We start from the raw sequence: 20,401 nt of genomic DNA, 5'->3' as shown, positions 1-20,401 counted from the left end.
GTTTTAGTACTCAATAGCTTCCTTGATGCACTCCACAATATAGCGCACATCATCATCGCTCACCATAGGACCGGCAGGCAAACACATACCAATCTTGAAGATAGCCTCGCTCACGCCATTCACATAAGCAGGAGCATCCTGATATACAGGCTGCTTGTGCATCGGTTTCCACACAGGGCGAGCCTCAATCTTCTTCGAAAGCATGAACACACGCATCGCCTCCACGTTCTCGTTAGGCTGGCAGTCGGTAGTAGGCGAATCCACCACATGAATCACGCCAGCGGCACCACCCACGGCAGTCTTCACCACCTCCTTGTAAGCATTCTCCTGCCCCTTGACTTTCAGTTTATCATCCAGCACGATGGTGCAGAGCCAGAAGTTAGAATCATAGTCAGCATTAGGCGCCTCATGCAGCGTGATGCCCTCCACACCTTTCAACAGTTCCTTGTAGAGTTGCTGCACGTGCTTGTGGTGAGCAATATGGTCTTCGAGCACCGTCATCTGCCCCCTTCCTATGCCAGCGCACACGTTGCTCATTCGGTAGTTGTAGCCGATGGCGGTATGTTGGTAGTAAGGATAGGAGTCGCGAGCCTGCGTGGCATACCACATGATTTGGTTCTTGTCCTCCGCATTGCGGCATATCAAGGCACCGCCTCCCGAGGTGGTAATCATCTTGTTGCCGTTGAAACTCAGCACGCCAAACTTACCGAAAGTGCCCAGCACCTGTCCTTTGTAGCGTGATCCGAATCCCTCAGCGGCATCCTCCACCACAGGAATACCATACTTGTCGGCTATCGCCATGATGCGGTCGCAGTCGTAAGGCATGCCATAGAGAGCCACTGGCACGATAGCCTTCGGATACTTACCCGTCTTCTCCTTGCGGTCGATGATGGCTTTTTCCAGCAGATCAGGATCCATGTTCCATGTGTTTGGTTCCGAGTCGATGAATATAGGCGTAGCACCAAGATAAGTAATAGGATGAGAAGAAGCACAGAAAGTAAAACTCTGTACGCAAACCTCATCACCAGGACCTACACCGCAAGCCAGCAAACCCAAGTGAACAGCAGCAGTACCAGCGCTCAGCGCCACCACCTCACGAGACAACTCAGAGCCATCGCTGTTCTTAGAAACGAAAGTTTTCAAGTCGTCCTCGAATCCGTTCACGTTAGGTCCCAGCGGCACCACCCAGTTGGTATCGAAAGCCTCCTTCACGTATTTCTGTTCCATACCCTCCTCGCTCATGTGGGCGAGGCACAAGTAAATCGTTTTTCTTTCCTTATCCATAGTAATATCTTTTATATTGTTTCTCCAGCATATTTCATTTTCTTTCCCAGCACCGTACAAAAAATCATCTGTATGTCCTTGCAGAAAGAATAATGCTCATAATAATACCTATTGATACGTACCTTGTCGGGGTAAATCACCTGGTCGTTATACTCCACGGCAATATCTTGCGCCGCACGATGGTCTCCCTCCAGTTGCCTCTTGGCTACATAATCTGAGATCATCTCGTCCTCCAGTCGGTATTTCAAGGTAGCGGGTCCCGTGATACCAGGACGGAGTTTAAGCACCACCCTGTCATCGCCCTTCAACTGGTCTGCGTAGCCTGGCACGTCTGGGCGAGGTCCCACGAAACTCATGTTACCAACAAGTACATCCCATAACTCGGGCAGTTCATCCAACTTATAGTGTCTCAACTTAGCCCCCAAAGGCGTGATGCGATTGTCGCCTGCCACCGAAACCGACGAGCCATTGTGCTTCACTGTCATGGAGCGAAACTTATGGCAGGTGAACAGCTTGCCATTCTTCCCCACCCTCTTCTGACAGAAGAAAGCAGGACCACCTGGCATTTTCACACGAATCAATATAGCCACGACCAGCAAAACCGGCCATAGCACCATCAGACCAACCAATGCCATCAGTCGGTCAAATATCCATTTCATAATCATATTTTCCTTTTTAAATATTTTCTAGGGCAAAGACATAACCGGCATTTATCCGAAACCACCGAGCATTTCCTTGCTTGTAACTATTGTGGGAGATAGTCCACTCCATGAATAATGCAGTCTGAAAAAACAAAGAATCGCTTTTTTATCCTCACTTTCCAATAAGCCAAGGACAGCAACCGTTCTTTATACTGTAGCAATTTCACCAAAGAGCACACCTCGAAAGATGTGTTTTCCCTTTTAGGTTTTGCCTTATTTTCAGCAGCTTTCAAGGCTTGCTCAAAAAGATAATCTCTAAGAGCTATATCAATTGCTAAATTATTTAGTTCACCTTTCTTCGCATACTCTAGTCTGACAAAACGGCGAAAATACTTCAAAGAGAAAACTACCTTGAAACTCTCTGCGAAATAAGCTACTTTGTCAGTCGTGTCATTCACTTGAATGCTTGTCTTTACAACAATTTGATTAGTACGTGGTTCTATCTCGTATATTGGAATATCAAAATGAAAGGTTAAATCGTGAAGTTCTTCTATTGGAATTGCTTCGCCATGATATTGGCAATAAAAATCTACTTTCACCCTGTTGACAATAATACCTTCGGAAGTAAAAGCAGGGAAAGACACCGCTTCTTCATCATCTTTCTTTACTTGAGCTTCCACGAACACATCGTCATTTCCATCTTTCAGTATGATTCGGGGATTGGGAAACTCTATTGTCATATCAATCCATGGAGCAGCCCGATGCCAGTCCCATCCATCTTGCAAATTCAGTGACTGTATCATGAATCTATCCAAGAGGAATTTCCAATGTTCTACAAGACTTCCATCCCATTTAAACTTTCCCCTATCAACATCCACGAATGGCATCACAAACAGATAGACAACATCATAAATCCAAAGGATACCTGTACAATAAGGTCCATCCTCTTCTTTGTTGAAACAAACATCCAGTGCAGGTTGTTTATAAAATAGTCTTTCTTTTGAACTGCCAAAAATAATGCTAGGTAAGACATCAGAAGACCAGATTTCCTCTGAACGCAACCACTTGATGGTATTTGTAAAATGGCATAGCCTGTCTGATGGCATTAAATCTATCACCATTTTAGCCAAAGCCTTATATATCCCCTCGTTCGTGACGTTAGCCTTATGATGCAAACGATACCCAAAAGGCTTGTCGATATTTATATGGAGGGCTTCAATAGGTTCTTTTTTCAGATAGAGCACAGCATCCCCATTCTCATCAGGATGCAACGCAAAGTTATCTCCAATCACATGAGGAGATTTTGTCGAATTCTTTCGAGCTATATGGAAGATACATCTTCTCACATCCATCAGATGCAAGAAATGATCCTCTACAGCATTCAACTTATGATTGCAGGCATCGCACTCTTCGTAACATACGAGCAATTTATTACCCAATGAGTCTTGGATAGCATGAGCTACATCCTTGTATTTACCAGGATCTGTACAACCGCAAAATCTACACTTTCTCTTACTCTTATCTGGCTCACCCACAGCGACCTTTATTCCGTCAAAGCCATAGCCATATACATCAAAAAAACGTTCAACTTCAAAGTAATTATGATAATGTTGATTGTGATACATAGCTAACTCAACGTATGAAGTCGACGAGATTCTGAGTTCATCTATAGCCAATCTCCTATCGCTCCATTTTGCCGTGCCTGCATCGAAGACAAAAAATCGTTCATTTTCTGCCAGACCATTAGCACTGATGAACATCGTTAGCTTACGTATCTCACGATGGTTTGCATCATATTTGCTTTGCAACACATGCAGTGCATCCCTTGTCTTCTGAGTATTGAGGAGTACCACGCCACAAGAATTGACAAAGCGTTCAATCTCGCAATCATGAGTTAGAGTTCTCCTGATGTCATCAATAAATGACTCCTGCTCATCCTTATCAGAAAAGAAAGGATTAAGTCTTGCGTTCCGAGAATATATGTAGAGTCTTAACGTTGCCATAATCACCTTAAATAACGATAACAAAGTTTTTTCACCCATGCTGGAGAAATCTGCATTAAGAAAGTAGCATAGGCATAAAGATATGACATTACCCCATATTTTAATCCTCGATTCACTTCCAACCTATCAGCAAGTTGTCTCATTGCAAGATTCCATCCATTGCGACGTTTACGAAACAAATCATTAGTCACTCGGAATTGCAAAACTACATCAGGGACGTTAGCCATTTTGCACCCTGCCATCAGTCCATCCAACCAAAGCATCGTATCTTGATTCTTTGGATGATCTGCACGATATGCACCTTTTAACTTTTCAAAGAAACTATATCTGAACAAAACCGCAGGATGTGCCAGCGGATTACGCTTCTCGAAGAAGTTCACACATTCTTGATGAGTTAAGGGATAAATTATCGTTTTTCCACGAGAAATAGATTGTTTATCCATTTCTTCAATAGCACCTCCCACAACATCAATATCTTTATGAGACTCCATATAAGACATTTGTTTTTGCAAACGACTAGACAACATAACATCATCAGCATCCATACGTGCTAAATAGTCAAAGCCTTGTACATGAGCGATAGCTATCAAGTCATTCAGGACACAAGCTAACCCTCGATTTTTGGGGAACCAACACACCTCTACATCGCCTCGCTTATCCATTTCTTGGAGATAAGTTTTTGTAGCATAAGGAACCTCCCCATCAACACCTACAAAAATCTTATAGTTATGAAAAGTTTGAGAAAAGACACTATTAAGTGAGAGCTTAAAATATTCCAAACTATCGTTTTTATATATCGGCAGAAGAACCGCCACACATTTTTTCATACAAACGGCTTATTAAATTGATACCACATATAACCCTCGATGTCCTTCAAATACGCTATCAAAACATATCGCCTTTCCGTCTTGTCTCCAACGCGGATGTAAATCACAACGAGTATCATTGTCATATTTAAAAGGAGAAAAAACTTTTACTATAGTTTTCACACTTTCCCCTGTCGTATCTGTATCATAGCCCAATTTTAATTCTTGGACTCGACATCTACTTGGATAAGTGTCAAATATAACTAGATTATTATCTGTAGGACAATAACTAGGATGACCATCATTACTTAATTGTGGCCATAAATGCGTATATTCTTGTGTTTTGTCCTTCATCAAATAATAGCCTGGGCCATCTGACTTTTTACGTTCAAATGCAATTATCTCCTGGTCATTTTTCCAGAAACAATGGCTAACCATATCATCATCACTCAATAGATACATATCTGTTCCATCTATATTGCAAGTAATCAAACGAGTATATTTTCTTTGTCCACAAAACCAACGATACAATACCATAAAGCGTTTTCCATTAGGCGAAATCATCAAATGGTTCACTTTATGAACAGAGCCTTTTTCTTGCATTTCATGGCGTGGTTGAAATCCAGAGAAATCTGTATATTTTAGCAAATCAACAACTTCACCAGTTTCCAAGTTCATCCTCCAAATAGCAGCAGTATCTGGAAGAGCAATGCCTTTAGTTTTTTCAGGAAGAGCAGCATATCCATATCCCAATCGCAAGTTATGCAAACGAGAAAAATCCAAGGATAACGCAGTTTTACCATCCGATGACACCGTATAACATGGCAAAGGCAATATTCGTTCTTCACCTGTAACGATATCCAAGATTACAGAGCAATACTTACCATTACGCATATCATTATACAAAATACGAGATTTAAAATCTGGACCAAGCCATTGCGCCATACAACCTTGCTGAACATTCCACGTATGAGTAGTTGCGATTTTTCTCACCCCATTATTGACGTCAGTATCGATCAGCAATATATCTGCAGTCCCTTTCGGGTCAGGTTCGCTCCAAGTATTAATCGCCCTCATACAAATCAAATAGCGCATACTTGCATCCCATGGCGACTTATCGTAATAACCAAAAAAGTACTCTTTATCGTCATTTGGCGAAACCTTTTCGATGTTCCCCTCTGATTTTATCTTCTTACTCACAGTATAACATCCTAACTGATATGCACGTTTGATGTATTTCTTCACACCAGGAACTTTGTTCAACTGATAATTAATTTTTTGCTCTAAACTCATACCGTTTAATTCTATATATTCTTCATTAATTTCCAATCTGGCATTTGCGGTTTATCCGTCAAACCTTGTCGATGCATCCATTCAAAAGGAGCAATAACAATTTTACCAGCATGCCCATTTAGCCACGCTGCCCACCAACTAAAAGAGCTATGAGCTATTATATTATGTTTACACATTGACATTAATTGCATGTCAACATAAGCCTTTTCAGCTGAATTTCCTGAGACCAACGTTACAGTATCACATAATGGTACAATATGCTCATTACACCAATCAATATCATTAGAAAATATAAAGAAATGAGGATTAGCAACATTATTTTTTATATATGATATTGCATTGCTATAATAAGGCACATCACATATACCAGCATATTCATCCTCCAACAAATAATCTCCTCTTCTTATATGTATAGAAACACTATTGGTTGATTCCACCAAATTAGCGATTTGTAAATTTTCGCCTTGAAGCTTGTCTTTAAAGGAAAAAGCATTACGAATATCAACCTCTATGTCTTCGAAGTAGTTGAAATTTTGCCAGCTTCCCTCAAAATAGCAATTACCCTTTATTGCATTTATATCGTGACTCCAATCAGTAAACAATCTTGGCTCGATGTACTCAGACTTCCGATGTGGGAAAACTCTTCTCACAAGCCGTGAGAGTTTATAATTTGGAACAAAATATGATACCTTCATTAAGTCAACAGATGAAGCAACATCCAAGAGTTTCAAGCCAAAAACTCGTTCTAATTCATATCCATTGTGTAATGGGTAACCTTTAAAATGAGACAAATCAATTTTAATAGCCTCATGAGGAAATTTGGATTTTAGACCTAAAGCAAATGCATACTGGAACATTTGGTTACCTAATCCCCCTATTATATTTACAATTTTCATTTTTTTGCTTATAATTTGCCAAGAAGAACCTTGGCTGTGATTTTATTTTTCTTCAAACCTTCTACGATGCAGAACGTCAGAAACAAGCATAACACAAAACTAAGACCAACAATAACAGCATCGCTACCTGAAGGCAATAGTATTCTCACTCCACTTACGACCCATCCCTTGAGTGAATCGGCCCAAAGTAAACGTTTGCTTTGTATCATTTTTCAAAGATTCTGTTCAATTTTTCCTTATTTAACACCTTGTCTATGTCATATTTGCATACCTCCTTTTGAACAGCCATAGACATAATCGGTATTCTTGAAGGGTTTTCTATAAATTCAAGCATTGTTGATTTCAAACTATCGACATCTTTTGGCTTTATGAGCACACCTAATGAAGAGTTTGAAATAACATCTGGATTTGCATGGAAATCTGAAGCTATCACGGGAAGACCAGCCTTGAAAGCATCAATCAACACACCTGGAAATCCCTCGCCCTCAAAATATGTAGGGAATACCATCACGTCATATTCAGAAAGTTGTCTCAATCCCTCTTTCGACTTCAAGTTTAAAAAGCCACCATACGACATGTAATCACAATCCAAGGTGTCAAAATATCCCTGTGAATATGTATTTGTTTGCGAACCGTAAAAAGTCACTAAAAATTTCTTGCCATATTCTTCATACAATTTTCTGGATGCATCTATGAGCAAGCCAACACCTTTCTCCTCTATCAAACGTCCTAAAAATACGAACTTAATGCCCCCAGTTGGGCGATTTCTTTTCGCAGGCAACTCTCCTATCGGCTTAAAGTTAGGCAAGACTTCTACATTGCTCAGCCCCACATTGTTAAGCTGAACCTTCATGTAATGTCCCTGTACTAAAATCTTATGAAATGATTTTAATACAGAGACATTATTCAAATGCCCCTCTACTTTTTTTCCCAAGTCTCCTCCTATAACAAAGTAAATGACTTGTCTATGAACATGCAAGATTTTCAAGATCTTGCCTAACCACAAAGCACCACGCCCAGAGATAGACAACACGCATTTACACTTATAAAGAATTACATAAACGAGAGCAGACAACAAACAGACAATAGAACTCTTGTTCCAAGTATCAAAGAACCTCACGTCATAATACTTTTTAAGATGTGCCAACAACAATTGATTTTTGGCTTGCGCCCCACCACCAGTGGGAGGTTCTCCATATTGAATGGAAGCAATAAAAAGCAACTTTTCCATCAAGATTTGATTAATAAATAACTATATTTGATTTTCTCTTTACGAACTAATGCCAGAATAGTCAAAGAAACGACATAGACCAAAGAAAACAGTAACATACTTGCAAACAGATTATAAGCAAGAATCATAAAAACAGAGGTCAGTATTTCCATGCAAATTACAAACCTATCCAATTTAACGTTCAAATAACGATATAGATAAAACTGACACAAATAACTTCTCAACATGATACTAACCAACATACCCATAACAAGCATATTAATACAATTCACCACATTCGAAGACAGATAATAAAAGAATACAGCAAACAGCACTGAAGCCAAATTGATTTTCAACAATACAATTTGCTTTCTGAACGTCTTGAAATAGGTACCGAAAACCAATACCATCCGCGTCTCAAAAAGAGCTATAGGACATAAAATCATCAAATAGCTCAGGCTGTCCACATACTTTGGTATCCAAGTCTTTATTATCAATGACAGAGGAACGAAGCCGATAAAGCAAACCATCGCAAAGAGTCCTATAACAAAAGTTAGCATATCCAACATCTGCCTTTGTTTATCCTTTTCCATCCTACAAAGGTACGGAAACAAAACTAACCCTATCTGTGAAATGAATGTCAAAACGAACATAGACAAAGATACTGCAAACGATATCTTGGCAAAAACAGAAATACCCCAATTATGCTCTACAAAGAAACGACCAGAGCCTATGATGAAGGTACTCAACAAATTGGAAATTGTCAACGATATTCCCACTATCATATTTCCACATGTAGCACGTAGATTATTTCTGACAAACAAATTGGATGTGACTGTGAAATCGAAGAATCTCCCAAAGCAAGTGGAAACAAATGCTAAGGCTATGAAACGGGCACAAAGATAAGAGAAAATAACATTGACAAATGAATCTTTGTTAAAGAGAACCAGAAACACAAACAAAAGCCCCAAGAAGGTCACCTTGTCTATTACAACAGTCTTGGAATAATAACGCATTTTATCGGTTGCCATCAAGACAAACGACAACAACTTATATACATTCTCAATAATGATATAAACACCGAGGAAATAAAAAACAACCTGATAAGCGCCTTTCAGAAACAGGTACGAATATAGAGCAACCAATAAGGCTATGACCATTTGAAGAAACGACACCAACAGCAATTGGGGATAATACTGTTTCCTGTTGATTTCGGAAAACTTCTTACCGCCCAAAGCCAAATATATACCATCGCTAAAGCCGAAATGAAGAAGCCCTACATAACTACTACACAAGAAGAAATATTGCCAATAACCAAATTGTTCGATTCCTAAAATTTTTGGAAGCAATAAAGATGTAACTAGCCCACAACACAAGGATACAACTTGTGAAAACACGGCATAAGAAGAAGTCTTAAGGAAACTCTTTTTATTTGAATTCATAAACTTAACATTCTATTCAACCAACTTGCCATTTTATACTTCTCAACGATAGCGTCACTTAATTTTACATAAGGAGATTGAATAAAAGCCTTAAAACCAGATTCATCATCCTTACCTAGAATAAATATATTATGAGAATTGTAAAAATCGTAATTGACAATATGTTGGTTGTTGGTGACTAATTTCTTCTCATAAAACATAGATTCAAAAGCTCTCAAAGAAATTCCTTCTTGTCCTTCCTGAAGAATCTCAATAACAGAATTGCTTGCTTGAACATTTTTGCATACTACATTATAATCAATATGCCAAGAATATCTTCTGCTAAACAAAGCCTTACGGTTATTAACTAAAATAATTCTCGACTGTAATCGGTTCTTCCTATATAAACTTGCAACTTTATAAAGCTTTTCTCTTCTCCCCTTATCTTGCCCTATGAAAAGCCCATCCCATTTAGTTGTTAATACGTCTTCTGTTAATACGTTTTTGAAATAAAATGAACCTACATAAATGAATCCAGCGCAAGCAGCATCTTTTTTTGAAAAAGTCGCTTTAATCCACCTTTCACTTAATCTAGAATGAGCTTTAGACTCGCAGAGTGGATTCCAAGAATAAAATATTAATCTTGCAGTTGGACTACAAACTCTTTCTATACGTCTCGCTACCTCGTCATAATTCTTTCTTGTGTCAAATAGAATGATAACATCCATTTGTTGGATCACATTTTCCAAATTAGGATTATCTTCCAAATATAATTTATGTGTAAACAAGCTAAGAAGTCTCTTCCATATAGGTGGAGACAAGAAACTCGAAACGCAACTCACCTGACTGATTTGTGTATATTTAGCAAAGCTAAAATCTACTAACAATACATGCTGTTTCATTATTCGTGCTTTAATCGATTTAAACGCTCTTGATAATAAATATTCTTTCTATGGTTTAACTCATCATAAGGAATATCATCAAAAATTGAGTAATATGGGTAATATCTTTGATAAAAATAATAACCATGAGAAGTGGAACTTACCCAATCAGAAACATCTCTAGCCTGATGTTTTACCACACCAAATATAAAATTAGCATATAAGGCAAAAATTAATATTTTCTTCGCTCCATAGTGGTTCCAGATAAAATCACCCAATAATATTAAATAATATATCTGAAAGTAATTTACAAAACGAGTGGAAAAAATAGGTAGAAAAAGTCCTAAGATCTGTGTCAGCAAATAAAACTTCGCTCCTACAATAACTGTCGCAGACATACAGTTATTAGCAGTCTCATACTGTTTCACTAAATAAGCTACTAATAAAACTATTAAACAAGATCTAACACTACCAAAAATCGTTGCTCTTTTCATTTGAGAATATTCCTCAAAAGAATCTGAAAAAAATGGCAAGAAACTTCCTACAATATGTTTAAGCAAAAAACTACTAAAAATAAAACCAATAATCAACAGAATTAGAAGTTGTTTATAATTAATAGTTGATGCAGAATACCTATACAAAAAAGGAATTACCAATAACACTATACCAGACTTGTGAAAAGACAGAGCAAGTAAACTCCAAGAAAAATATTGTACCCATTTTTTTTCTTTATAATGATTCATTGCCAGTAAACCACAGCTCAGACTGAGTGACTCTCTTAAAATCTCGCAGTTGAAATAAAGCATTGTCGCAACTACATAGAAGAATATTACAGTAAAACGATACTGACAATACTTGCTAACTATGTAGAATATAACTCCATTAACTAATATTGCATGAAATATTTGGAATGAATAGAAATTAGAATTGATGGTTTTACAAAAACTGTTGGTTATATACCACATAGGAGCATACTTGGCGTGCAAAAAGTCAAATTTAGAAAGTCCTTCCAGAAAAGGAATCTTTTTCCACATATCCATATAACCGATTGTATCGCCACCAACATAATTTCTCAGTCCCAAGAACAACACGACCACAATATAAAGAAAAAAGTAATATCCTTTATATGTATTCCCTCTCTCATAACTGTTCCCGTAATTCCACAATTTATAATCACAAGCATATACGGGAAATAGAAACAATAATATAAGAATTAAATAAATCATTTGCTACTTTATCAAACGGTTTTCCTATCCTTAAATCCTTTGTGGGAAATAATTCGAGCAGGAACACCTGCCAATACGACATTCTCTTCATCAAAAGACTTAGTAACTACAGCATTAGCACCAACTATAGTATGGTTTCCAAGATGAACTCCTATTAAGATTTTTGCGCCAGCTCCAAGGTAACAATGTTGCCCCCCCCAGACCTTATCGGAGACATTAACACCATTCTGAATGACACAATTATCTCCAAAACGAACGGTACCATTCACTACAATAGCACCATAATGAGGAATATATAAACCTTTGCCAAAGGTGTTAGGAGGTATAGAGATTCCAGTTAAAACACTAAGATTCCTAAACTTGTAACGATACCATAAGAGTAATATTTTGGACAATTTTCCTTGTCTACAATTGGTAAGATATTCTATCTTTCTCATATACTTTAAGTAACGCCATGTCTTATTAAAAAACAAAGACAAACCGGAAATATGGTTTGCCCTTCTATCCGCATCTAAATATATTTTTAAATCTTGTTTTGAAGCAATCATAAAAATCACATAATTAGTGTTCAATGAATATATTTATTTTAACTAAATTTTCTCACATAATATCTCTTGTACCACTGTGCAAACGCCCTAAGTCCCTCTCTAAGCGACGTATCTGGCTTATACCCAAAGTCTTGATCCAATGGTGTAGTATCAGCGTAGGTTACAGGCACATCACCAGGCTGCATTGGTACAAGTTCCTTATGCGCCTCGAAGTCATAATCCTTAGGAAGCACACCAGCACGAATCAACTCTTTCTGTAAAATCGTAACGAAATCTAAAAGATTCTCTGGGTGACTGTTACCTATATTATATACCTTGTATGGAGGGATAGGCAGACCATCCTCACCATTCTGTTTCTCCGGCGCATGCTGCATCACTCTTACGATGCCCTCTACAATATCATCTATATAAGTGAAATCACGCTTGCAGTTTCCATAATTGAAAATCTTGATGGTTTCACCATTCACCAGTTTATTGGTAAAACCAAAGTATGCCATATCTGGACGACCAGCAGGACCATAAACGGTGAAGAAACGCAAACCAGTGCTTGGGATATTATAAAGCTTAGAGTAAGCATGAGCCATCAGCTCGTTGCTCTTCTTGGTAGCTGCATACAGACTTACAGGATTATCCACCTTATCATCAGTAGAATAAGGAACTTTTTTGTTACTACCATAAACAGATGAAGAAGAAGCATAAACCAAATGCTCTACCTCATGATGACGGCAAGCCTCCAGAATGTTATAGAATCCTATCAGATTGCTCTGGATATAAGCATCTGGATTGGTGATGCTATAGCGCACACCTGCCTGAGCTGCTAAGTTGACTACTAAAGAGATTTTATTTTCAGAGAAAATCTTCTCTACAGCTTCCTTGTTGGCAATGGAGTCATGAACGAATGTCCAATCCTTACCTAAAGCTTCAATCTCCTTCAATCGCTCATACTTGATGTTCACATCATAATAATCGGTAATGCTATCGATACCGATTACCTTGATGTTCTTAGCATCATTAAAAAGGCGCTTTACAAGATTGCTTCCGATGAATCCTGCCGCACCTGTCACCAAGATGGTCTTACCATCTAGACTAATATTATAATCTACCATAACTAGTCTCTTCTAAATATATCTCGTGTATATACCTTATCTTTTACATCATCCAAACAAGCATCATAGCGGTTGGCAATGATGGCTTGGCTCTGAGCCTTGAATGCTGCCATATCGTTCACCACCTTACTACCGAAGAAGGTGCTGCCATCTTCCAATGTTGGCTCAAAGACGATTACCTCTGCACCCTTTGCCTTGATTCGCTTCATAATACCCTGGATGGCAGACTGGCGGAAGTTATCACTGTTACTCTTCATCGTCAAGCGATAAACTCCTATCACACACTTATGCTCCTTTCCTGCATCATAGCTACTATTCTCATTATAATAACCTGCCTTTCTGAGCACGGCATCTGCAATATAGTCTTTTCTTGTACGGTTACTTTCAACGATTGCCTCTATCAGGTTCTCTGGAACATCGGCATAGTTTGCCAGAAGCTGCTTGGTATCCTTTGGCAAGCAATAACCACCATATCCGAAACTTGGGTTATTGTAATGGGTTCCAATACGTGGGTCAAGACCTATGCCATCAATGATTGCCTTGGTATCCAAGCCCTTGACCTCTGCGTATGTATCCAACTCATTGAAGTAACTTACTCTTAGGGCAAGATAGGTATTGGCGAAGAGCTTGACGGCTTCTGCTTCCTTCATGCCCATAAACAAACAAGGGATGCCCTTGTTTTCTAATGTTGAATGTTGAGTGTTAAGTGTTGAATTGCCTACGGACTGTGATGCGATAGCGCCTTCAACAAGAAGTTGAGAGAAGGTCTTGGCAGCTTCCTTCATCATCTCGACATTGGTTACAGTCTTGATTGCCTCGTTTTCTTCTGCGAACTCAGGGCGCTCGATAATCTTTGGATAACCAACGATAATGCGGCTTGGATAAAGATTATCATAGAGTGCCTTACTCTCTCGGAGGAACTCCGGGGAGAAAAGGAGATTGAATTGCTTCACTCCCTTCTTAGCATACTTCTGATATAGGCTTCGAGTGTAACCTACTGGGATGGTACTCTTGATTACCATCACTGCATCGGGATTCACCTCCAGGACCAAGTCGATAACTTCTTCTACATGAGTGGTGTCGAAGAAGTTCTTCACTGGGTCGTAGTTCGTTGGTGCTGCAATGACTACGAAGTCTGCATCTTTATAAGCTGACTTGCCGTCCAAGGTTGCTGTGAGATGCAGAGGTTTCTCTGCCAGATATTTTTCGATATACTCATCTTGTATCGGTGATATATGATGATTCAGTTTATCTACTTTCTCGGGAATTACATCTACTGCTGTTACCTCATGATGTTGGGATAAAAGCGTAGCAATACTGAGTCCTACGTAACCGGTTCCGGCTACGGCAATTTTTAATTGATTAAAATTACGCATTGTTTTAAGTTCTTGAATAATAAGCATCCTGAGCCTCTTTCGGGACTTACTTCCCGAATGAGAACTACAGGATGCGTTGTGGGTGATTATGTAGCGCCCACACTACTAAGCTACTTTTCGCTGTATAATCTTTTGTTATAAAGCATCCTGAATCTTGGGGAGGATAGCTTTTTCTCTCGTAGAAATCAGGATGCCATAGTGAGGAGGGAATGCCTTTTCCCCTCTCAAAGTATTTTTGGGTGGGTGTGAAGGGGGTGTATAAGAACTTTTGTATATACATCGTGCGCAAAAGATAAAGAGAAAGGGTATCAGATAGTTATGCCTTCTTTTTAACACTCTTTTCACGCTAAAGTTCATATACCCCCTTCACACTTCACGCTTTGTTTGCTAATCTAAAAATCGCTCATTTCGGCGACAATGGTTCCAACAACCCGTCAATCAGACGAAGCAGCTCGTCTCTGTGAGCCTCGCCAACCAACGACTCCATCCAACGTATCGCGCCCCAGTAGTCGTCGATGGAAACAACACGGTCCATCGTCTCCAGACTCTTGGTGTACGCATCAGACAGCCGGAACTCCTTGCGGATGGCTGACTTGGTGGAAGCCCAATGCTTCTCCTCCTCAGTAAGACCACCCTCAAAACGGTCTTCCTTCAGTTCTTCACGCATAGCCCAGAACACGTTGTGGACTAAAAGATTAAAACACTTGTGGACAGGAATCATGCCCGTCTGTAGTCGTAGGAATCCTTGATTCCCATGACTTCACTTTTGATTCTTTTGAAAAACATTTTAAATAAATTTATGATATGTTCCAAAATCGGAACTTTTTGATTTCAATGCCAAATTTTATGCTTAGCTTTGCAGCGGAATCTATATGATTCAATTTTAATACAACTTCTAATCATTTGCTTAAAAATGACAAAAACAGAACAAGAACAAAGACAAGAAATGGTATTACCATCTTTCTTCTATGCTATCGCCTCCAGCGAAAGCAGACAACTCATCAGTCTTGATGAACTGCAGCGAATCATCACCCTCGACGCCATGACCCAGGCGCGTACCGAAGACTACCGCAAGAACATGCGCATCAGCAGCGAGCTCGCTCATCAAACCAAGGTGATGATGCCAGGCATCACTACCTCCGTGCTCATGGACGGACGGGGCAAGGAACTGCGCAACGTGGTAAAGACCACCCAGATGATCGCCGTGGATATCGACAAGATTCCTGCAGAAAAGATGAAGGAGGTCGTACAGAAGGCGGACGCCGACCCTCACACCATGATGAGGTTCATCACCGTGAGCCAACGGGGTCTGCGCATCATCTCCAGATACCTGCCCATAGATGACGACGAGGTGACCGCACTGGAACTTTTCGATGTGATCATACGCAAGGCGATGAGCTATTACAGTAAGTTGCTAGGCGTGCCTGCCGACGAGCAATGCGTAGACATCACCCGGATGTGCGGACTCGCCCACGACCCTACCGCCTACTTCCATTGGGACGCAGAGCCTTTCGGCCTGGACACCCACGACCTGAAGGCGCTCTACACCAAGAAGGCCAACGAGGCGAAATATGCCAAACGTGCCAGCAAGCGCAAGCGAAACAGCCAGAAGATGGTGGCACTGGGCAAGGGGGTTCCCTCGATGGACGAGGCAGCGCAGCACATACTGAACCTGCTCGACACGTGGGGCTACAAGTTTGAGAGCGGTGCCCACAACGAGTATGTGCTCCACTTCGGCAAGGTGTGCGTGCGCTATGGCATAGACAAGGAAGAGGCAATGACCTACGCCAAGAGCAACTTCAGCTCCGACTATCCCGATGCTGACAGCGTGATGAAATCATGCTACAAGCACACCGAGAAGCTAGGCACCTGGCACTTCTACCGCAAAGGCGAGGGCTTCTCGGGTAAGCCGACTGTCAAGGTAATCAAGCAGTGGCTCTCGATGAGATACGAGTTTCACCACAATGAGGTGACGGGATTTCACGAGGTGCTGAGTCGCGATATAATCAAAGGCAAATACCATAAGTGGACCCGCATCGACGACAACATAGAGAACACCATCTGGACCCAGATGGACGAGATGGGACTCGAAGTGACCACCATCAAGTTGCACGCCATCATCAACAGCGATTTCAGCGAGCCTTGGGATCCCTTCGACGAATATCTCAGGAGTCTGCCCAAATGGGACGGAAAGACCGACTACATCGACGAGCTTGCCAACCGGGTAACCATCAACTATTGCCCTGGCTACCACCACTCGCAGGAAGAGTTCAGATACTTCTTCAAGAAATGGCTCGTATCGATGGTGGTGGCATGGGTATCACCGAGAGTGGTGAGCCAGACCATCCTGATATTCATCGGGAGGGGTGGCATCAACAAAACCACATTCTTCTATTATATCCTGCCGCCATGCCTGCGCCAGTACTTCATCAACGAGTCAACCGCCAACTATACCGACAAGGACTTCATGGAGGCTTTCTCAAGCAAGGCACTCATATGCCTCGACGAACTGGAGTCTACCTTCGGCAAGGGGCTGAGCGCCCTCAAGAGCAACGTCACCAAGCTGGTGTTCTCCATCCGCCGCCCCTACGACAAGTACCGTTCGGAACTGCTGCACCGTGGTGCCCTCTGTGGCACCAGCAACAGCATACAGATCATCACCGACGAGGAGAACCGCCGCTACTCACCATGGTTCGTAGACAATATCGAGAGCCCTAGGGAGACACCCATCGACTACCAGCACGTCTATGCCCAGGCTGTAGCTCTGGGACAAGAGGTAACCAATCGGGTGAAAAACCAAGAAGAGGGTTGGGTATACTGGCTCACCACCGTCGACATCGACGTGATGAGGGAGCACAACGGCATGTTCATGGTTTCCAACTTCATGGAAGACCAGATACTGCGCTTCTACAAGGTGCCGAAATCAGACACCGCCCCTCAATATGTAAAGTTCCGCTATTCATCGGAAATCATGGAGCGCATAGGCGGAAGTCCTGCCCTGAGCCGCAACATGAGTCACCAGAATCTGAGTGCCGTGATGCAGCGACTGGGCTTCAAGAAGGTACACCGCGCCAAAGGCAACGGATGGCTCGTAATAGAGAAGAATCCGGGAGAAATCAACACCGAGGCGATCTGCAGTCCAAACGAATGCGCAGAAACGTACTTGAAACCGTACAGAACCATAGCTACGCATAGCCAGAATGGTTCTGACCAACAATAAGCAGCATTCTGGCAAGTGCTAACCAGCATTGCCAGCAACGCTAAGTATCATCAAGAGAAACGCTAAGTATTATTACCGCGATTCATAAAAGTCAAATCTATATGAAAATCAAGATATACAAAAAATTCGAGCTTGCCAAGCTCTACTTTCCGGAGCAGTCGAAACACGTGGCACTAAACCACCTGATGCGAATGGTAAACCACTGTCCGCCTCTGCTTGAAGCCTTGCGAAGAGAGGGCTACGAACGGTTGGCGAAGACCTTCACCATGCGCCAGACGCTGCTCATCTATGAGTATCTGGGCGAGCCATAATACTGAGTTTTCCTGTTTTATGCCCCATCGTATCCCTATCTCACCCCTATCGTACAGAAGCCTCTTATGAAAGTAGTATCTTTGCAACCGTAAACAAGAAACAAGCACTGCGCAGCGCTTTAATACATGAAACACGAACCATAAAACAATTTATTAGCCTTATGATTGAGTACGATTTAAAGAAGAACAACAACAAGAAGAACGTGAAGGCTTATGGCAAGTACTACGCCAAGCCCCACATTAGTGAAACTGTAGATCTCGATGAGCTCGCCGACCACATGCATGGTCACAACTCTCCATTCTCAGCCGGGACCATCAAGGGCATCCTCATCGATGCCGTGACCCACATCAAGGAGCTCCTGCTCATGGGCAAGAATGTAAAGCTCGACAACCTCGCCATCTTCTACATCAGCATCAAGAACAAGATGGGTGCAGAGAACGCCGACGACTTCACCGTATCTAAGAACATCGAAGGAGTAAGAATGAAAGCCCGCGCCACGGGCGACTTCCGCTCTGTGAATCTCAACCTCGACGCCAACTTGAAGAAGTATGGTGCTAAGAAAAAGAAGTCTTCGACCACCACCGACACCGAAACAACTACGCCATCGGGAGATACAGGCAAGAGCGACTCTGGCTCTACCACTAACCCAGGCAGCAGTTCGGAAGGCGATGGACTTGAGTAACCGGGGATTGCAAATCCCCTTAACAAGTTTTTAAAATCAATTGACCGAAAATGACACAAGATCGATTTCCGATGACGATTGGCGGCGAGGAGGTGCTCAATGAGCATCTCCTGCTCGCCTACACAGAGAACGGCGAGATGATGGACTCACCTCTGAGCGTCCGTTTTCTCGTAATTCATTGCTCGGCAACACGTGCCGACCGTAACTACACCGACAAGCAACTGATGCGCGACCACAAGAAGCGTGGATTCCGCACCGTGGGCTACCACTTCTATGTCCACAAGGACGGAAGCATCACGCAGTTCAGAAAGCTGCTGGAGGTGGGCTCACATGCCCGCCCATACAACCGCTGCTCCATCGGCATCTGCTACGAGGGCGGGCTGGATGACGAGGGTCGTCCTGCCGACACCCTTACCCGTGCCCAGTATGACGCAATGTGGAATCTGCTGCGCAAGCTCAAGATCACGTTCCCACAGGCTAAGATTGTGGGGCATCGTGACTTGCCGGGCACCACCCCGAAGGCATGCCCTTGCTTCGATGCAGCGAAAAAATTTCCACTTTAATGCTTAATGTTGAATGTTGAGTGTTGAGTGTTGAATGTTGAGTGTTGAATTTTTAATTTTAATTTGAACTATGAAGAAAGAAACCATCAAGAAGGTGATCAATTTCATCATCACCGTACTTACCGCCGTAGCTAGCGCATTCTGCGTACAGAGCTGCCAGTAAAATTCCCAGTAATCAAACCTTAAGTTCTAATTCTACCAGTATTGCCAGAAGATGCCGAGGCGGTGCATGTCGGAGCCCACCATGTCGTACATATCTTGCTTCATGAGCCACTTGCATCGTTTCTGCACCTTCTTGCCATACTGTCCATCTATCGAGAACACATTTCGCTGGAACTTTATGCCCATCAACTTGAGCTTCTCGTAATCGCGCTTCTCCATGTAGAGGTAGCGCTCAGGATGGGCAAGCACGGGCGTGTAGCCCTTGTTCTTGATGCGCTCCAGGAGGGCATGGAAATTCATCGGGGCAGAGAAGATGCTCGTCTCCACCAACAGGAGTTTGCCATCCTCGCCCAGCGGCAACAGGTCGTTTGCCTTCAGGCGCTTTTCGAAGAGCGCATCTAGCATATTTTCGGCTGCGAGATGCAGCCGGAGCATTTTTCTGTCAGCAGGGTTTCGCTCAGCGAAGTCCTGCTGATATTGTTTTTGGAAGTTCGCAAATACTTGGCGCAAATGGGTGGTCTCGTTGGGTACGTCTTCCATAATATGAGGCGTAAACCAGACATCCCTCATGCCTGCGCCTTCGTAAAGGCACAACATTTCCAACGACTTCTTTACCTCTTGAAATCCGTCGTCCACGCCGGGCAGGATGTGGCAGTGCCAGTCGATGCCGCCGGGGAGTCTCTCTGATGGTGCTTTCTTGATTGCCGTCGGATTGCAAATCCAACGGAACGCCTCACGGAATATATTCATATTTTTCTATTCTTTTATCCT

The 20,401-nt window shown here is 41.9% G+C and carries 20 protein-coding genes; 5 read left to right on the top strand and 15 right to left on the bottom strand.

Annotated elements, in window-relative coordinates; genetic code table 11:
• Positions 1-3 precede the first annotated feature (3 nt).
• The 14 genes from ONT19_RS03045 to ONT19_RS02980 form a co-directional block, all read right to left on the bottom strand.
• Positions 4-1,284 carry a DegT/DnrJ/EryC1/StrS family aminotransferase gene (locus ONT19_RS03045; protein ID WP_264903904.1) on the bottom strand — a complete coding sequence of 427 codons (1,281 nt, stop codon included), beginning with the start codon at positions 1,282-1,284 and terminating at the stop codon, positions 4-6.
• Between the two features lie 11 nt (positions 1,285-1,295).
• Positions 1,296-1,949, bottom strand: a complete 654-nt coding sequence (locus ONT19_RS03040; protein ID WP_264903903.1) for a sugar transferase — start codon at positions 1,947-1,949, stop codon at positions 1,296-1,298.
• An 80-nt stretch (positions 1,950-2,029) separates the two neighbouring features.
• Positions 2,030-3,928, bottom strand: coding sequence for a hypothetical protein (locus ONT19_RS03035; protein WP_264952325.1), 1,899 nt, complete (start codon positions 3,926-3,928; stop codon positions 2,030-2,032).
• 2 nt (positions 3,929-3,930) lie between these two features.
• The gene (locus ONT19_RS03030) at positions 3,931-4,755 is read right to left on the bottom strand and encodes a glycosyltransferase (RefSeq protein WP_264903901.1); all 825 of its coding nucleotides are present in this window, start codon (positions 4,753-4,755) and stop codon (positions 3,931-3,933) included.
• Between the two features lie 12 nt (positions 4,756-4,767).
• Complete coding sequence (locus ONT19_RS03025; RefSeq protein WP_264963855.1) at positions 4,768-6,063, bottom strand: hypothetical protein; 1,296 nt, start codon at positions 6,061-6,063, stop codon at positions 4,768-4,770.
• On the bottom strand, positions 6,039-6,923 hold the full coding sequence (locus ONT19_RS03020) for an alpha-1,2-fucosyltransferase (RefSeq protein WP_264903899.1): 885 nt from the start codon (positions 6,921-6,923) through the stop codon (positions 6,039-6,041). Before ONT19_RS03020 ends, ONT19_RS03025 begins: the two co-directional genes overlap by 25 nt.
• A 205-nt stretch (positions 6,924-7,128) precedes the next feature.
• Complete coding sequence (locus ONT19_RS03015; protein WP_264906776.1) at positions 7,129-8,154, bottom strand: glycosyltransferase family 4 protein; 1,026 nt, start codon at positions 8,152-8,154, stop codon at positions 7,129-7,131.
• Positions 8,154-9,575: a lipopolysaccharide biosynthesis protein gene (locus ONT19_RS03010; protein WP_264903898.1), complete on the bottom strand. Its 1,422-nt coding sequence runs from the start codon at positions 9,573-9,575 to the stop codon at positions 8,154-8,156. Before ONT19_RS03010 ends, ONT19_RS03015 begins: the two co-directional genes overlap by 1 nt.
• A complete protein-coding gene (locus ONT19_RS03005) occupies positions 9,572-10,456 on the bottom strand; it encodes a hypothetical protein (protein WP_264952326.1) in 885 nt (294 codons plus the stop codon). Before ONT19_RS03005 ends, ONT19_RS03010 begins: the two co-directional genes overlap by 4 nt.
• A complete protein-coding gene (locus ONT19_RS03000) occupies positions 10,456-11,661 on the bottom strand; it encodes an EpsG family protein (protein ID WP_264952327.1) in 1,206 nt (401 codons plus the stop codon). The genes ONT19_RS03005 and ONT19_RS03000 overlap by 1 nt, the downstream gene beginning before the upstream one ends.
• Before the next feature lie 11 nt (positions 11,662-11,672).
• Entirely contained in the window at positions 11,673-12,233 is a 561-nt protein-coding gene (locus ONT19_RS02995; protein WP_264952328.1) for a serine O-acetyltransferase, read from the bottom strand.
• A gap of 14 nt (positions 12,234-12,247) precedes the next feature.
• Positions 12,248-13,315: an NAD-dependent epimerase/dehydratase family protein gene (locus ONT19_RS02990; protein WP_264952329.1), complete on the bottom strand. Its 1,068-nt coding sequence runs from the start codon at positions 13,313-13,315 to the stop codon at positions 12,248-12,250.
• Between the two features lie 2 nt (positions 13,316-13,317).
• A complete protein-coding gene (locus ONT19_RS02985; protein WP_264952330.1) occupies positions 13,318-14,691 on the bottom strand; it encodes a UDP binding domain-containing protein in 1,374 nt (457 codons plus the stop codon).
• A gap of 403 nt (positions 14,692-15,094) precedes the next feature.
• Positions 15,095-15,358 (bottom strand): hypothetical protein, encoded by a 264-nt coding sequence (locus tag ONT19_RS02980; RefSeq protein ID WP_117692840.1) that lies wholly within the window; start codon positions 15,356-15,358, stop codon positions 15,095-15,097.
• Positions 15,359-15,637: 279 nt separating this feature from the next.
• On the opposite strand from ONT19_RS02980, the gene ONT19_RS02975 reads away from it, so the two are divergent.
• The 5 genes from ONT19_RS02975 to ONT19_RS02955 all read left to right on the top strand — a co-directional run bounded on the left by ONT19_RS02975 (position 15,638) and on the right by ONT19_RS02955 (position 19,631).
• Positions 15,638-17,911 (top strand): BT4734/BF3469 family protein, encoded by a 2,274-nt coding sequence (locus ONT19_RS02975; RefSeq protein ID WP_264952331.1) that lies wholly within the window; start codon positions 15,638-15,640, stop codon positions 17,909-17,911.
• A 101-nt stretch (positions 17,912-18,012) separates the two neighbouring features.
• Positions 18,013-18,222, top strand: coding sequence for a DUF4248 domain-containing protein (locus ONT19_RS02970; RefSeq protein WP_117692838.1), 210 nt, complete (start codon positions 18,013-18,015; stop codon positions 18,220-18,222).
• Positions 18,223-18,383: 161 nt separating this feature from the next.
• Positions 18,384-18,905, top strand: a complete 522-nt coding sequence (locus tag ONT19_RS02965) for a DNA-binding protein (RefSeq protein WP_117692837.1) — start codon at positions 18,384-18,386, stop codon at positions 18,903-18,905.
• 50 nt (positions 18,906-18,955) lie between these two features.
• Positions 18,956-19,468, top strand: a complete 513-nt coding sequence (locus tag ONT19_RS02960; RefSeq protein ID WP_117692836.1) for an N-acetylmuramoyl-L-alanine amidase — start codon at positions 18,956-18,958, stop codon at positions 19,466-19,468.
• A 70-nt stretch (positions 19,469-19,538) separates the two neighbouring features.
• Positions 19,539-19,631 carry a smalltalk protein gene (locus ONT19_RS02955; RefSeq protein ID WP_153073356.1) on the top strand — a complete coding sequence of 31 codons (93 nt, stop codon included), beginning with the start codon at positions 19,539-19,541 and terminating at the stop codon, positions 19,629-19,631.
• 32 nt (positions 19,632-19,663) lie between these two features.
• Here the strand turns inward: ONT19_RS02955 and ONT19_RS02950 are convergent, their stop codons facing one another.
• Positions 19,664-20,380, bottom strand: a complete 717-nt coding sequence (locus ONT19_RS02950; RefSeq protein ID WP_220429005.1) for a tyrosine-protein phosphatase — start codon at positions 20,378-20,380, stop codon at positions 19,664-19,666.
• Positions 20,381-20,401: the final 21 nt, after the last annotated feature.

Source organism: Segatella copri (assembly GCF_026015625.1).
GTDB classification, from domain to species: Bacteria; Bacteroidota; Bacteroidia; order Bacteroidales; family Bacteroidaceae; genus Prevotella; species Prevotella copri_H.
The sequence above is the reverse complement of the archived record's forward strand: the minus strand, read 5'-3'. Positions and strand labels throughout refer to the sequence as shown.